The sequence below is a fragment of the Desulfovibrio cuneatus DSM 11391 genome, assembly GCF_000430005.1.
In the GTDB taxonomy this organism is placed as follows: domain Bacteria; phylum Desulfobacterota; class Desulfovibrionia; order Desulfovibrionales; family Desulfovibrionaceae; genus Frigididesulfovibrio; species Frigididesulfovibrio cuneatus.
On sequence record NZ_AUCY01000004.1, the window covers coordinates 1 to 16,061 of the forward strand.

Here is a 16,061-nt window from a genome sequence, read left to right on the forward strand (position 1 = left end):
CAGGGGAAGGGGGAAAAGCCCCTTTCAAGGGGTTTTCCCCCTTCCCCTGCTACTCATTAGTCTTTATAACCTCACCTGCGGCAAAGCCGCTAGCCAGGGCCCAATGCAGGTTATAGCCACCCAGGCGGCCTGTCACGTCCAGCAGTTCCCCGCACACATACAGCCCCGGCATTTTGGTACTTTCCATGGTTTTGGAAGAAATTTCATGGGTGTTTACCCCGCCAGCGCAGGCTTCTGCCTTTCTGAACCCTTCATTGCCTGTGGGGGAAAGGGGAAACCGGGTACACAGGCTGGTGAGCATATCCCTGTCTTTACGGCTTGTTTCGGCAATACGTTTTTCAGCCAGGGCAGGGGGGAGCAACGCTTCCACCAGGCGGGCAGGCAGCAGGCCGCGCAGGCGGTTTTTCACGAGGGTTTTGCCGCTTTCCGGGGCATCCCACAAGGCATCTACACTCGTATCGGGTAAAAAATTACACACCAGTTCTGCCCCTGGCTGGCAGTAAAGAGAAGCCTGCAAGGCTGCCGGGCCGCTTACCCCTGTATGGGTGAAGAGCAAAGAAAGGTTTTGGGCCACAGGAAGGCTCTTTTTTTCACCAGGATTGGTAAGAGATAATGTCACGGGCAAGCTCATGCCAGCAAGGCCCAGTAAAGGGGAATTTTTGGGCAAATGCAACCCCACAAGGGCTGCACGGGGGGGCACCACACTGTGCCCAAACTGCTTTGCCAGGCTGAAGCCATAGGCACTCGCCCCGGTTTGGGGCCATGCCGGGCCACCCAGGGCCAGCACCAGGTGCGGGGCTGTAGCCTCGCCCGCTTCCCCGCGCACCACAAACATATCCTGTTCACGGGTCACAGCATGAATGCGCCCGCCAAGCTGGAACGCAGCCGCACCGGCCCCGGCAACCAGCCAGTTGCGCACATCTTCCGAAGTGCGTTTACAAAAAATTTGTCCTTCCTCCCGTTCTTCCAGGGGAATGCCCGCATCTTCCAGCATACGCAGCAGGTTAGCAGGGGTGAACCGGGTTAAGGCGGAACGGGTAAACGACGGGTTGCCGCTCAGGTAATGTTCTGGCAGCACATTACGGTTGGTAATATTGCATTTACCGCCGCCCGTAATTAACAGCTTACGCAGCGGCTTGCGGGCGTGGTCTATAACCATGACCTTGGCCCCATTTGCGGTAGCTTTTGCGGCACAGGCCATGCCGGAAACTCCGGCCCCAAGAATAATGCAATGTACGTGTTCCATAGGTGTGTGGTGGGGGTAATATGTAAAGAAAGGAAAAGAGGGAAGGTTGTTCCTTCCCTCTTAAATGGTATATTAATGGCATAAAGGACTCAAATGGTCCCCGATACTATACTTCAAAGAGCATTTCCAAGTCTTCCCGCGAGAGAGACTTGAACGTTTCAGCGCCGGGAATAATGGAGTCTGCCACATCTTTTTTGGCACTTTGCAGAGAAAGAATTTTTTCTTCCACTGTGTTCTGACAAATAAGCTTGTACGAGAATACCTGCTTTGTTTGCCCAATACGGTGTGAGCGGTCCGTGGCCTGGTTTTCCACAGCCGGGTTCCACCACGGGTCGTAGTGGACAACATAGTCTGCGCCAGTCAGGTTAAGCCCTGTGCCCCCGGCCTTCAAGGAAATAAGGAAGATGGGGATGGAGGGGTCGTTACTGAATTTGTCCACCTGGTCGAAGCGGTCTTTGCTTGTGCCGTCCAGGTAGCAGAAGGGCAGTTCACTGATTTGCAGCCAGGAGCGGATAATGTGCAGCATTTGCACGAACTGGGAGAAAACCAGCACGCGGTGGCCTTCTTCCACAATGTCCGTCATCATGTCTTTGAATGTATCGAACTTGCCGGAGGGCAGGTTGGTGGAAACACCAGGCATATCCAGCTTCAGCAGCCGTGGGTGGCAGCAGATTTGGCGCAGCTTGAGCAATGCATCCAGAATAGACATCTGGCTTTTGGCAATGCCATTCTTTTCCACCGTGGTCATTACCTGTTCCTTCAGCTTGCGTGCGAGCATTGAATAGAGCTCTGCCTGTTCTTCCGCAAGGCCACAATAGGTAATGTTTTCAATTTTTGGCGGCAGGTCTTTTGCCACTTCCGACTTGGTTCTGCGCAAAATAAACGGATGCACACGGGTACGCAGGAAGGTGAGGGTGTCGTCATCTCCTTCCTTGATGGGCTTGACCACCCCGCGCTTGAAGGCGTTTTGTGCGCCAAGAAAGCCCGGCATAAGAAACTCGAACAGCGACCACAGTTCAAACAGGTTGTTTTCAATGGGGGTACCGGAAAGGCACAGCCGCATATCGGCCTTGATGTGCCGCACGGAACGGGCTGTGATGGTGTTTGGGTTCTTAATGTTTTGGGCTTCATCCAGAATAATGGTGTTGAAATCGAACTTTTCCAGTTCTTCCAGGTCGCGCCGCAAAAGGGCGTATGTGGTAAGAACAATGTGGGACGAGTTGATTTGCTTGAACATGCTGTCGCGCCGGGTGCCATAAATGGCAAGGCACTTCAGGTCGGGAACAAACTTGGCGGCTTCACGTTCCCAGTTGGGAAGCACCGAAGTAGGCACAACAATCAGGTTTGGTCCTGTCATGCCATTTTCATACATGTACTGCAGGAAGGAAAGAGTTTGCACCGTTTTGCCAAGGCCCATTTCATCGGCCAGAATACCACCAAAGTGGTATTCGCGCAGAAAGTTCAGGTAGGCAAGGCCCTGCAATTGGTAACCACGTAAGGTGGCGTTCAAGCCACCGGGCTGGGGGATGGGTGTAATTTCCTTGAAAGTATGAATTTTTTCACGCAACGTGTCCCAAAAACCATCGGTTACCGTACCGGGCAGGTCGTCCAGCAAGCTGTCCAGCACAGGGGCTTCAAATTGGGCAAACTGCTTTTTGGGCGGTTCGGAAGGGTCAAGGCCCAAAGCTTGCAACTTATGGGCAATGCGCTCCAGCCAACCTTCCGGCAGGCTGGTGTAGGAACCGTCTTTCAGTTGCACATACCGCTTGCCCTGTGTCCAGGCTTCCCACACTTTTTCCAGAGCAACACTTTGGCCGTCGTACTGAATATCAATATCCAGGGTGAACCATTTTTCTTTTTCATCGCTCTTAATTTCAGCAGAAATAACAGGCTGGGAAAGGCGTACCTTGTAGCGGGAAAGGGCCGTTTCCCCATACACCCGGTAGTTTTCCACCAGCGTGGGGTACACATCCAGCAAAAAAGTAATGGCTTCCTCTGGTTCTAAAAACCAGATGCGCGAGTTACGCGGCTGGAATTTAATTTCAAGCAGCATGTTGGTAAGCGCAGCTTCTTCTTCCTGCATGCGCTTGATAAGGTAAGTTTGCCCTTCATAGGAATAGCTGCCTGTTTGAAAGTCCGGGTTGGGGCCGGGCATGGTAAATTCACCGTGTATGGTTTCATACACGTTTTGAATCTCAAGGGTAAGCAGGCTGCCTTCTTCATCAAGAAAAAGCTTGGGGTTGTATGTGGCAGGCACCAGGTACGGTTCCATTTGCCGCATAAAATCTTCCTGCCCGTACAAGGCGGAAGAGGGGAGCTTGCTCCACACCCTGTCCAGAAATTCGGAAAGCTCTTCCTGCGGTACAGCAAGGGGGTTGCTTGTAAGTTCTTGCACCAGCTTGGAGTCAATGGTGGAATACACAGGGAAAAAGCTGTGCTTCCAGCATACCCAAAGGGGCATTTGCCCGTGGAAGGTGGTGTCTGTTCCGGCAATGGGCACTGGGGGTTTCCCTTCCCGGTGCAGGAGCACGGCAAAAGTAAGCTGATTCTCAGCGATAAATTCAGGCCGAAAGCGCAGTTGCATGGTGCGCTGTTCAATACGGCAAGGGGAATCAGAATCTTGCCAGAACATGAAATATTCTTTGCGAACAGACCAGAGAAACCAGGTCAGCAAGCCGTCTGGAATGGTAATACGGTGGCCCAGGTAGTCGTCATACTGGCCAATAAGGGCTGCAACTTTGGGTAAGTTGGGGGAAAGTTCGCATAATTCCGGTGTGTTGATGATTTGTTCAAGAGTTACTTCATTTTGCACACTGGAAAGGCCCGACTTGTTCTGCCGGGCACGGAAAAAGGCCACCTGCAAGCGACCAGGTTCTGGGTAAAAACGCAAAATAAGGTAATGCTTTCCGGCTTCTGGTTCAATTTCAGAAGAAAAGAGAGAGCGAAATGTTTGGCGCCAGTCTACCCGGTTTCTGGTAGCGGGGGGGGCTTCATCATTATGCGCATCAAGGGTGGCAAGCAATTTTATAAGAGTGGCTGCCACGTGTGTACATACACCGGAAAAGGAATCCGAACAGTTGCAATGCGAACTTACCGTCCCTTCACCAGTAAAAATAGTCAGCCGCGGAGTGTAGTGTTGCAGGTCGTCCCCTTGAATGGTGGCTTCCACCTCCCAAATGGGATCATCCTTTTTCAGGCCAAGTTTTTGCACACCCCCGGAATTGATTATATTGTGGGCTGAATCCGCAATATATTCCGGTACAGAATCGTGCAAATATTCTTGTAAAATATTCTTTATTTTGCTTTCGTTCATGTTTCCTTCACCAAACAATGATACAAGACACCCAACCTGGCAATGTTTGCCTTTGTTTGCTATTTGCGCATACACAATGATATCAAAAGAGTAGAGATGTGACAAGAAGGGTATAGCGGCAATTTCAAATATTTGACATCCAGATGAAAACTATCCGTTTGTGTTTTTTTTCAGGTGACGTGCCATACAAGGGAAGCACTGGCTACGTGTTTCTCTATGGTTATTGCACAGTAAAAAGACCATAACCCATCCCTAAGGAGAATTCACTTCTTCTGTAAAGTGAGTGGATTATGTGCCTTTCCCAAACAAGTAAATGTTCCGTTGTTTGGGCATGAAGCTGCGGATTGCGAATGAACCAGCAGTTCCCATAAAAGCTTTTCTGCTTTTCTGCTACAAGTATTGCACAGAAAGCATAAAAGTTCAACGGCGTCAGCGGAAAATACCTTTTCCCTTTGCTTGCGTTATTCCCTCTAGTCTGCAAGAATAGAAGGAATAGTTGGAACAAGACACCTCAATACAATAAATTAACCATTTTTTTTCTGAATGCAATGATAATCCTTCCTCTACTACATCGCTTATGCCGCAAGCCCAAAGTAGCAACACTGCAAAAACAGTGTGCTGCTTTCCTTCCTTTATGCGTTATCGCCTGCCTGTGCTTTTGGCAGGCTGCCTGTGCGCCTGCTTTTGCCCAGGGGGAGGAGTATGGCGATTCTTTTATTACCGGCACCCTAGCAGACCCCAGCAATCTTATTCCGGCGCTTTCATCTGATGCTTCTTCAAGTGAAGTTTCAGGTAATTTTTATGTTTCTCTCATAAAATATGACAAGAGCCTTGTTATAGTTCCCTATGCGGCAGAATCATTTGAAGTGTTGGATGAAGGCCTGCGCCTGCGTTTTGTGCTGCGTAAAGGTATCTTGTGGCAAGATGGCGTAGAACTGACTGCTGATGATGTGGAATTTACCTACAAGATGATGATAGACCCGGCCACCCCCACGGCCTATGCTTCAGACTTTAAAGCAGTGAAGGAATTTCGCAAGCTGGACAAGTATACCGTTGAAGTGTTGTACGACAAGCCTTTTGCCCGCTCCCTAACCACCTGGATGAGCAGCATAATGCCAAAGCACGCCCTGGAAGGGCAAAATTTGCGCAGCACAGCTTTTGCAAGAAAACCGTTAAGCGCCGGGCCGTATATCCTGTTTGAATGGAAGCCGGGAGCGCGGGTGAATTTGCGTGCAAACCCCACCTATTTTGAAGGCAAGCCATATATAGATCAAATAGTATACAGAGTAATTCCAGATTTAACCACTATGTTTTTGGAATTAAAGGCTGGCAAGCTGGACTCATTGGGTAGCCTCACCCCCCAGCAGTACCGCTACCAGACCAACACTCTAGAGTTTCGCAAAGAATTTACGATTTTTCCTTCCTCCTCATTTACCTACACTTACCTTGGTTATAACCTGAAAAGTCCGCTGTTTAGTGATAAGCGGGTGCGCCAGGCCCTGGCCCATGGCATAAACAAAGAAGATATTATTAAAGGGGCGCTTTTAGGATTGGGGGACCCCACCATTGGCCCTTACCAACCAGGCACCTGGGTGTATAACACCCACATTCAGCCCTATGCCCATAGCCTGGAAAAAGCTAAAGCCCTGCTTGCAGAAGCTGGTTGGCAGCAGGGGAAAGACGGCGTACTGCGCAATGAAAAAGGTGAGCCCTTCAGCTTTACCCTGCTGGTGAACCAGGGGAATGAAACGCGCATAAAAACAGCGGTTATTTTACAAAACCAGTTGAAAGCACTTGGCATTAATGTGAACATTCGCACAGTGGAATGGGCCGCATTTTTGCAACAGTTTGTTAACCCCGGTTTTTTTGATGCCGTTATCCTGGCCTGGACAATACCCCTTGACCCGGACGGGTATGATGTGTGGCATTCATCACGGGCAGGGGGGGGCTTGAACTTTGTCAACTTCAAGAATGAAGAAGCTGACAAGTTACTTGAAGAAGGGCGCACCACCTTTGACCGGGACAAAAGAAAACGGGTGTACGACAGGTTTCAAGAAGTACTGCATGAAGAACAGCCATATTGTTTCTTATATGTACCGCACAGGTTGACTGTGATACAGAACCGTTTTAAAGGTTTAGAGACCGCCCCTGGGGGTATATTTCACAATTTTACCAAATGGTGGGTTCCTGCCGGGGACCAACGCCACAGAGTGCAGGCGCAATGAGCATTACCATAGAGAATATTCTTGAAAAAGTGCAGCGCTTCCATGGCCCGGAAAGCACGGTCCTGGTAAAAAAAGCCTATGCCTTTGCCAAGGAAGTGCATGCAGGGCAGGTGCGCCTTTCAGGCGAGCCCTACCTTTCACACCCCATGGCGGTGGCCTATACCCTTGCGGAAATGCGGCTTGATGTGCCTTCAGTGGTTGCTGGCTTATTACACGACACAGTGGAAGACACCATTGCCACTATTGAAGAAATTGATGAAAAATTTGGCGAAGATGTGGCCGACATCGTAGACGGTGTGACCAAAATCAGCCTTATGACCTTTGACAGCAAAGAAGCGCAACAGGCAGAGAACATTCGTAAAATGATTCTTGCCATGAATGAAGACATGCGCGTTTTGTTTGTAAAGCTGGCAGACAGGCTGCATAACATGCGCACCTTGGGCTTTCAGAAGCCGGAAAAACAACGGCGCATTGGTCAGGAAACCATGGACATTTATGCACCCCTTGCCAACCGGCTGGGGATGCACCGCATTAAACTTGAACTTGAAGATTTAAGCTTTCGCTATATTTCACCCGATGAATACAACCGCATTGCCGAATGGCTGCAACGGCATGAAGCAGATGACATGCAGTATATTGACGGAGTTATCAGCAAACTTCGAAAAATTCTGTATCAAAACGGCATTAAGGCGCAAATTAAGGGCCGTATTAAGCATATTTACAGTATTTACCGTAAAATGCAGGCTCAAAATACCACACTGGATGAGATGCATGACATTATAGCCTTCCGGGCCATTGTAGATGACCTGAAAGACTGTTACGCCGCCCTGGGGCTAGTGCATGCTACATGGAAGCCCGTACCTGGGCGCTTTAAAGACTACATTTCCATGCCCAAGCAGAACATGTACCAAAGCTTGCACACCACCGTTATTGGCCCGCGGGGTGAACGCATGGAAGTACAGATTCGTAGCGAAGAAATGGACAAGCTGGCTGAACATGGGCATGCCTCCCACTGGCTTTACAAGGAAGGCGGGCGCATTAAGCAAAAAGATGCCCGGGAATTTGCCTGGCTGCGTGAAATGCTGGACTGGCAAAAAATGGAGAGCAATTCCCAGGAGTTTTTACGCACCCTGCGCTTTGATTTGTTCAAAGACGAAATTTACGTTTTCACCCCGCGCGGTGCAGTAAAAGAATTGCCTGAAGGGGCCACCTCCATTGACTTTGCCTACCTCATTCACACAGACCTTGGTGACCATTGCGCCGGGGCCAAGGTGAATGGCAAGTTGGTGCCACTTTCCACAGCCCTGAAAAGTGGCGATACGGTAGAGGTTATTATTGACCAAAACCGCTTCCCCAGCCGCGACTGGCTGAATTTTGTAAAAACCGCCAAGGCCCGCACACGGGTGCAGCACCACCTGCGCACCAAGGAACGTGACCGCAGCATTACTGTGGGTAAGGAGATTCTGGAAAAAACAGGCCGCCGCATGAACGTGAACTTCAATAAGGTCTTGAAAAATGGCACCATTGCTGCCATTGCCAAGGAATTGAAGTTTGCTGAAGTGGGCGACCTTATTTCGGCTGTAGGGTATGCCCGCATTTCAGCGCGCAAAGTTTTTAACCTGATGCAGCCCAAAGAAGCTACGCCCCATGGGCACCCCCCGGTAGAGGAAGCAGCAGAGAAGGGCGGTAATGCTTCAAAATCTACGGGTGTTACCATTAAGGGCATTGGTGACTTGCTTACCAAACTTGCCAAGTGCTGCAACCCTGTACCCGGTGACGCTGTAGTGGGCTTTTCCAGCCGCGGGCGCGGTATTATTGTACACCGTACAGACTGCCCGCACATTGCCACCATGGAACCGGAGCGCCTGCTCAATGTGACCTGGGAAGGGCGGGAAGACAACAGTGCGCCATTCCCGGCACGTATTAGTGTTTTTTGCGTTAACAAGCGGGGTATGCTGGCCCAGGTTGCTTTAGTTATTGATAAAGAAGGCGCTAATATTGACTCCGGCTTTATCCGTTCCCACGTGGATGGCAAATCAGAATTTGAATTGCTTATTCAGGTTTCTGACGTAGCCCACCTGTTTCGTATTGTGGGGATGCTGCGCAAGGTGGATTCAGTATTCGAAGTTATTCGTTCCGCCGTTTCTTCGCACCCGGAATAGTGCCCGCGCTTTCCGGCGTGCCTCCTAAGCGCTTCCAATACAGAGCAACGGCCCCTCAGGTTCCTTGCTCTGTATTTTTTTGGAACAACAAAGGGACAATCAAACGTGAAAGCTGAAACAACAAACAGTGGGATATGTTCGAGCCAAAGGTACGAACAAGCAAATTCAGAGTATCAAGAACAAAAGACGCAACACGAAAAGCAATAATTACAGTAGATTATAATTGCAATTTTAGCAGGAGCATCATATTTCAACAGAAATACGCTTTTAACGCCAATAGCCTGTGCGGCAGGGATTAAATCGTTTTACTTGCTAAAACACCGGAAAAGGGCGTTTTTGAAGCCTCGTTATTCTCGCTGAATTTGTCCCATAATGTAAATTATGTTAACTTTAAAAGAGGGAAGAAACCCTCCCCTTTACTTCTTTCATAAAATCTTTACAGTTTACAGACTTCCATTATTCGCCATTTGCAGGAGACTTCTTCATGGAAAAACTTGGACTGATTGGTGGCATGGGGCCGGAATCCACACTCATATACTATAAACAACTCAACTATGGTTTCCAGCAAGCAAACACGAACAACCATTTTCCAGCTTTTGTTCTTGAAAATGTTGATGTGCACCAAGTGCTTCAATTTTGCGCTGTTCAAGATTATCCTGGGCTCTGTTCCTTTCTCCTGAATGCCATCCACAATGTGGCAAAAGCCGGAGCCACATTTGCTGCCCTGGCAGCCAATACCCCGCACATTGTTTATGAGCAGCTTGTGCCACGTTCGCCCATTCCTCTTGTTAGCATTATTGAAACGACCTGTTCTGCCGTGCAAAAGAAACAAATGACAAAAGTAGGATTGCTGGGTACTTCATTTACCATGCAGCAAGATTTTTACAAAAAGCCATTTCACGCTGCAGGTATTTCCGTTGCCATTCCTTGTGCTGAAGATGCTGCCAAAATAAATACCTATATCATGCAGGAACTTGAGCGTGGTATATTCCTGGAGACAACAAAACAAGAATTTTTACGTGTTATTCATAAAATGCAAGAAGATCAAGGTATTGAAGGAATTATTCTTGGATGTACGGAAATTCCATTGCTTTTGCCTGTAGCCGATGTCCCCTTGCCCGCCTTTGACACAATGCAAGAGCATATTGACGCTCTTGTACAGCGTATGCTCGGGCATTAATAAAAAACCTTCCAAGGCTTTTGGCTTTGGAAGGTGTCACTCTATCTGTGCGTATGCACTTTGCACTTGGTTGATTCATGTAAAAGTACTTACAGCGTAAAGCCTTCGCCCAAGTACACCCGGCGTGCTTTTGGGTCGTCCACCAGTTCTTGTGGCGAACCTTGCAGAATAACCTGGCCTTCAAACATCAGGTAGGCCCGGTCACAAATACGCAATGTCTCCCGCACGTTGTGGTCGGAAATCAGCACCCCAATCCCCTTATCACGCAATGCGCTGATAAGGGTTTGAATGTCATCCACAGCCAGGGGGTCAATGCCTGCAAAGGGTTCGTCCAGCAACACGAACTTGGGTTCACGCACCAGGGCCCGTGCAATTTCCAGGCGGCGGCGTTCCCCGCCGGAAAGTGTTGCAGCGTAGGAATTGCTGATGTGCGTAATGCGAAATTCTTCCAACAGCTCCTGCGCCCTGGCTTTTTGTTGGGCTTTAGTCAGGTCTGTATATTCCAGTACAATGCGCAAGTTATCATATACTGTGAGCTTTTTAAAAATGGAGCTTTCTTGTGGCAAGTAGGAAAGCCCTTTACGGGCCCGTAGGTGTAACGGCCAAGTAGCCATGTTGACGTTATTCAGGAACACATCGCCAGACGTAGGCTTCACAATACCTGTTATCATGTAGAACGAGGTGGTTTTGCCAGCACCGTTGGGGCCAAGCAAGCCAACAATTTCCCCCTGGTGTACATCCAGGGAAACGCCCCGCACCACTTCGCGCTCTCCATAACGTTTGCGCAGTTGGTTGGCCTGCAATACACTTGGCTGTTGTGCCCCCTGCATTATTTCTTTCTCCCCGTGGGAACAAGAGATCCTTGTTCAGACTTGTCCGGGGTAACAAAATTTGCTTCCACGCCCCCCATCACTTCGCTTTTGTTGGCTGCCATGTGGTGCACAATTTTGGTGCCGCGCAAAACGTTGTCCTTTTCCCGCAGGTTGGGGGAACCTTCCATAACAAACGTGTCTGAATTTGTATGGTAGGTGGCTACTTCGCAGCGCCCTTCCTTGCCCTCACTTTTCATAACCACATTATTCCGGGCTACAATACGGTCAATCTCCCCTGCGTTCATGTTTTGAATCGTGCCGACTTCCTCTTCACTTTCACTTTTTATCTTGTCTGAAGGCTTGAAGTATACGGTAAGCGTTTTGGACCACAATTCGAAGTCTGGACGCTTTACGTGAACATTGCCCGTGAACACGACGTTTTTCTGGTCCGCATCATAGGCCATGTGATCGGCTTTGATGTCTGTGGGAACAGCTTTTGAAGGCGCAGCCCAGGCAGGTGCGCACAAAGAAGAAAAGAACAGGGCCGTTGCAAGTAAACGCGAGGTCATAAAAGGAGTGTGCATGGGGTTGTATCCGGGCAAGGTCATGGTTAGTGTGCCAAATGGTATATATTCATATACCCAAGTCACAAACACGCAGGCTTTAGGCCTGTACCAGTGGTATTATTCAGTAGCTTTTGTAACTTTTTTGGCCGATTTAGTTACGCTTTTGGCACTTTTCTTCTGCCCTTTGGGCTGCGCTGTTTTTTTGGAGGCAGTCACTTTTTTGGGGCTAGGTGCTTTTTTTTGAGTAGGTGCTTTTTTTAGGACAGGTGCTTTGCTTGTTTTCGCTTTTGTATCACCAGCGGGTTTGCTTTCCTGCACTGCTTTTGTGGCAGGTTCAGTTTGTGGCTTGCTGGCAGCTTCTTGCACAACAGGGGTTGCCCCCATTGTTTGAACGTCTTGCGCCGTATTGTCAACCTTTGCGTTGGGGGCAAGAGGATTTATTTCTTCGGGTGTGGCAGGTTTCACAGTGTCTATCGCTTCCGGTGCCGGGGGCACTTCTGGTGCAATAGGCTGTTCCGTTGCGGGCCCGCTAAGCACAGGCTTACCTTGCAGATGCACTATTACGTTACCCTGGGCTTCAATAATGCGTGTAGGCATAAGCCACACAATCTTGTCGGCAGAGCCTTGCATGTCTTCGCCCACAAACCTGCTTGGTTCAGGAAAGCTCATGGTATGGGCTGTTCCATTATACACAAGAGTGGGCCCATAAATGGTGTTCTTTTCATATTGTGCGTCTACATCGCCCAAAAAGTGGATGGTTTGCGCAGCCTGGTCAATTTCCCCTTTCAGGGAATTGATGAACAAGTGTTTATTGTCACTGCCCGAAAGGGCGTAGTCCAATTTGGGCTTTTCCACCACAATAACATTGTCTTCATGCCGAATATTTGCCCAATGGGCTTTCAGGCGCCACAGTTCAAGGCCGCCCTCCCCTTGCTTCATGTTTATGGATTCAAGGGCAAAGTTAATGGCAGATTGGGAGGAACTGGTGCTATTTGTATTGGTGTCTTGAGGTTTTTGCGCTGTTTGTTCCATGGTTGGCTTTGTGGGAAAGAACAATAGCTTCCCTCCCATAAACCAAACGGCAGCCACCACAAGGCCCACACCTGCTCCCACCAGGGCAACGCGCTTTAGCACGGGCAGCTCCAGGCTTGCAGCACAGCGTCATATTTTCCCTGGGCCATAAGTAACTGGCGCACCACTTCGCGTACAGCACCCTGCCCGCCATGGGCCAGGGTTACATAATGGGCAATGGCTTTTACTTCCGGCTGGGCATTGGCTACAGCAAGGGGCAACCCCACTTTGCTCATAACCGCCAGGTCCACCCAGTCGTCCCCCAGGTAGGCTATTTCTTCCCATTCCAGGTTATATTTACTGCGAATTGTTTCAAGGGACGCACGTTTGTCCACATAACCAGCATAATAGTCGGTAATTTCCAGGTCGCGCATACGGCAGGCCACTGCTTTTGAATCAAGCCCGGTAATAACTGCCACAATAATGCCTGCTTTTTGGGCAATGCGAATACCAAGGCCGTCCTGCACATCAAACCGCTTCATGGTTTGGGCTTGTAGGTCGTAATACAGGCCGCCATCCGTGAGCACGCCGTCTACATCAAGCACCAAAAGCCGCACTTTAGCGGCTGCTTCCATGGGGGGGAATGCGTGGGGTACGAAAGATTCAGTCATTTATTCTACCATCCATATTGCGGAAAGCTGTTGCAAAAGGCGGGGTAAATCATCCAGGTGCAGGCTATTGGGGCCATCGCACAGGGCCTTGTCCGGGTTGGGGTGGCATTCAAGAAAAACCCCCTGCGCCCCGGCAGCGGCTGCGGCCTTGGCAATGGTGGCTACAAAACGTCTGTCCCCGCCGGAGCTTCCCCCCTGCCCGCCCGGCAATTGCACGGAATGGGTTGCATCAATAATGGTTGGTGCGCCAAGGGCATTCATTACCGGGAAGGAGCGCATGTCTACCACAAGGTTGTTATACCCAAAGGAAGCACCCCGTTCTGTAAGCAACACGCGGTGGTTGCCAGCCTGCACAAGCTTGTTATGCACGTTGGGCATATCCCAGGGGGCAAGAAATTGCCCTTTTTTCACGTTTACTACCCTGCCTGTTTTGGCGGCGGCCTCTAAAAGGGAGGTTTGGCGGCATAAAAAGGCGGGAATTTGTAAAATATCCACATGCTCTGCCACGGCGGCGGCTTCAGCGGGCTCATGAATGTCGGTAACAACGGGCAGGCCTGTTTCTTCCCTGATGCGGGCAAGCCAGGCAAGCCCTGTTTCCAGCCCCGGTCCACGGAAACTGCTGGCAGAAGTACGGTTTGCCTTGTCGTATGAAGCTTTAAATACGGCAAAAAGACCAGCCTGCTCTGCCGCAAGGCGTACCTTGTGGGCCACTTCAAGGGCAAGGTCAAAGCTTTCCAAAACGCATGGTCCGGCAAACACAAAGTGCCGTTCTTTCAGGGTATTATAAAGAAAATCTGGCGTGTACGGCATAATACCAACAAGGGGTTTGCGCATGGTTGCGTTTATGTAAGATTTCTAAGTAAGTACGCCAGCCATTGTTGGCAAGTGGCTACAAAAAACACGCATAACGTGCAAGAGAGCCGCCCCAAGGCTTTGGCAAGGGGCGGCTATACAAACCATCATTACTTGGAGTTTTCTTTTGCAGCCTTGATGAACTCACGGAACAAAGGGTGGGCACGCATCGGACGCGATTTGAATTCCGGGTGGAACTGGCAGCCCACAAACCAGGGGTGCCCAGGAATTTCAACAATTTCCGCCAAATCCCCATGGGGGGAAAGCCCGCTGAAAACAAGCCCGGCTTTTTCCAGGGTTTCCATGTAGTCATTATTGAATTCGTACCGGTGGCGGTGGCGTTCTTCAATGCTGCTGGCACCATAAGCCGCAAAGGCTTTTGTATTGTCTTTCAGCGTGCAGGGGTATGCCCCAAGGCGCATGGTGCCGCCTTTGCCGCTTTCATGGGTACGCTTCACCAGCCCCTGTTGGCGGTGGTCGTACCATTCTTTCATCAGGTAAATAACTTTGTCTTGGGCCAGGGGGTTGAATTCTTCGGAATCTGCCCCGGTAATGCCTGCAACATTGCGTGCATATTCAATAACAGCGCACTGCATACCAAGGCAAATGCCAAAAAATGGCACCCGGTTTTCCCGTGCGTAGGTAACGGCAGCAATTTTCCCGTCAACACCGCGCTCGCCAAACCCGCCGGGCACAAGAATGCCGTCCAGCTTGCCAAGAATACTCTTGGCGTTGGTTTCTGTAATATCTTCTGAAGGAACATAGTGCAGTGTAACGGCCACGTTGTTGGCAATGCCCCCATGCACAAGGGCTTCATGCAGGCTTTTGTAGGCTTCTTTCAGTTCCACATATTTGCCAACAATACCAATGTTCACTTCCCCTGCCGGGTGGTCCAGGGAGTACACAAGGTCGCGCCAGGCTTGCAGTTCCGGGTTTTTGGCAGGCAAGCGCAGCATAATGGCCACCTTCTGGTCAAACCCTTCATCGTAAAATGCCAGGGGCACCTTGTACACATGGTCCACGTCCACGGAAGAAAAGACTGCATCTCTGTCCACATCGCAGAACAGGGCAATTTTGCGTTTCAAATCTTCCGGCACTGTCTGTTCACACCGGCATAAAATAATGTCAGGAGTAATGCCAATGCTACGCAGCTCTTTTACGCTGTGCTGGGTGGGCTTTGTTTTATACTCCCCTGCTGCGCGCAAATAAGGCACCAGTGTCAGGTGAATAAACAGGCAGTTGTTCCTGCCCAGGTCGCCGCGTAGTTGACGAATAGCTTCAAGGAACGGCTGGCTTTCAATGTCGCCTACTGTGCCGCCAATTTCCACCAACACCACGTCGGGTTGCGGTTCGGAATTGGCAAGGTTGCGAATCATCAGCTTGATTTCGTCGGTGATATGCGGAATAACCTGCACAGTACCGCCCAGGTAGTCGCCCCGGCGTTCCTTGCTGATAACGCTGTAATAAATGCTACCAGAAGTATAGTTGTTGCGCTGCGACATGGCCACATCTATGTAGCGCTCGTAATGGCCTAGGTCCAGGTCGGTTTCAGCGCCGTCGTCGGTAACGAACACTTCCCCGTGCTGGGTTGGGTTCATGGTACCGGGGTCCACGTTAATATAGGGGTCGAGCTTTTGAATGGTTACTTCAAGGCCCCTGGCCTTTAAAAGTGCCCCAAGTGAAGCGGCCGCCAGCCCTTTACCCAGGGAGGAAAGTACCCCACCAGTAATGAAAATAAATTTTGTTTCTTTCATATCCATCCAGTCCTTCAGGCTTATATCGGTAACAGGCGCTTCCTGCTCAGCGCATTCACTTCCTGTTTAAAGCAACAACAGAGGATAATACCTCATTTTTTTATGAAGGCAATTGGTTGACGGCAGCATGTAGGAAAGAGTAATATGTCTACCCTTCTACTGAAAAGCACCAGTTCCACGCTTGCCTTGCATGCAGGACAATGCCCTGCTGCCCTGCCATATTATTATATGGTGCGTGTGGTTTTCAGGCACAAAGCGCATGTTGCCCT

At 50.0% G+C, this 16,061-nt stretch carries 11 protein-coding genes; 3 read left to right on the top strand and 8 right to left on the bottom strand.

The window, feature by feature from the left end; genetic code table 11:
* Positions 1-49: 49 nt before the first annotated feature.
* Both G497_RS0100005 and G497_RS0100010 read right to left on the bottom strand, forming a co-directional pair.
* Positions 50-1,246, bottom strand: coding sequence for a BaiN/RdsA family NAD(P)/FAD-dependent oxidoreductase (locus G497_RS0100005; RefSeq protein WP_027186601.1), 1,197 nt, complete (start codon positions 1,244-1,246; stop codon positions 50-52).
* A 106-nt stretch (positions 1,247-1,352) separates the two neighbouring features.
* The gene (locus G497_RS0100010; protein WP_027186602.1) at positions 1,353-4,559 is read right to left on the bottom strand and encodes a DEAD/DEAH box helicase; all 3,207 of its coding nucleotides are present in this window, start codon (positions 4,557-4,559) and stop codon (positions 1,353-1,355) included.
* Between the two features lie 548 nt (positions 4,560-5,107).
* Between G497_RS0100010 and G497_RS15875 the strand changes: the two genes are divergently transcribed.
* From G497_RS15875 to G497_RS0100025, 3 genes are all read left to right on the top strand, one after another.
* Entirely contained in the window at positions 5,108-6,784 is a 1,677-nt protein-coding gene (locus tag G497_RS15875) for a peptide-binding protein (RefSeq protein ID WP_051257663.1), read from the top strand.
* On the top strand, positions 6,781-8,946 hold the full coding sequence (locus tag G497_RS0100020; RefSeq protein WP_027186603.1) for a RelA/SpoT family protein: 2,166 nt from the start codon (positions 6,781-6,783) through the stop codon (positions 8,944-8,946). The genes G497_RS15875 and G497_RS0100020 overlap by 4 nt, the downstream gene beginning before the upstream one ends.
* A gap of 484 nt (positions 8,947-9,430) precedes the next feature.
* Positions 9,431-10,126 (top strand): aspartate/glutamate racemase family protein, encoded by a 696-nt coding sequence (locus G497_RS0100025; RefSeq protein WP_027186604.1) that lies wholly within the window; start codon positions 9,431-9,433, stop codon positions 10,124-10,126.
* 89 nt (positions 10,127-10,215) lie between these two features.
* On the opposite strand, the gene lptB is transcribed toward G497_RS0100025, so the two are convergent.
* The 6 genes from lptB to pyrG all read right to left on the bottom strand — a co-directional run bounded on the left by lptB (position 10,216) and on the right by pyrG (position 15,792).
* Positions 10,216-10,956 (bottom strand): LPS export ABC transporter ATP-binding protein, encoded by a 741-nt coding sequence (lptB, locus tag G497_RS0100030; RefSeq protein WP_034635911.1) that lies wholly within the window; start codon positions 10,954-10,956, stop codon positions 10,216-10,218.
* Positions 10,956-11,522, bottom strand: a complete 567-nt coding sequence (locus tag G497_RS15880; protein ID WP_051257664.1) for an LptA/OstA family protein — start codon at positions 11,520-11,522, stop codon at positions 10,956-10,958. Before G497_RS15880 ends, lptB begins: the two co-directional genes overlap by 1 nt.
* A 99-nt stretch (positions 11,523-11,621) precedes the next feature.
* A complete protein-coding gene (lptC, locus tag G497_RS18745) occupies positions 11,622-12,638 on the bottom strand; it encodes an LPS export ABC transporter periplasmic protein LptC (protein ID WP_051257665.1) in 1,017 nt (338 codons plus the stop codon).
* Complete coding sequence (locus G497_RS0100045) at positions 12,632-13,186, bottom strand: KdsC family phosphatase (protein ID WP_245576321.1); 555 nt, start codon at positions 13,184-13,186, stop codon at positions 12,632-12,634. The genes lptC and G497_RS0100045 overlap by 7 nt, the downstream gene beginning before the upstream one ends.
* Positions 13,187-13,996, bottom strand: a complete 810-nt coding sequence (gene kdsA / locus G497_RS0100050) for a 3-deoxy-8-phosphooctulonate synthase (protein WP_027186607.1) — start codon at positions 13,994-13,996, stop codon at positions 13,187-13,189. It lies immediately after the preceding gene.
* A gap of 152 nt (positions 13,997-14,148) precedes the next feature.
* Positions 14,149-15,792: a CTP synthase gene (pyrG, locus tag G497_RS0100055; protein WP_034635946.1), complete on the bottom strand. Its 1,644-nt coding sequence runs from the start codon at positions 15,790-15,792 to the stop codon at positions 14,149-14,151.
* Between the last annotated feature and the right edge of the window lie 269 nt (positions 15,793-16,061).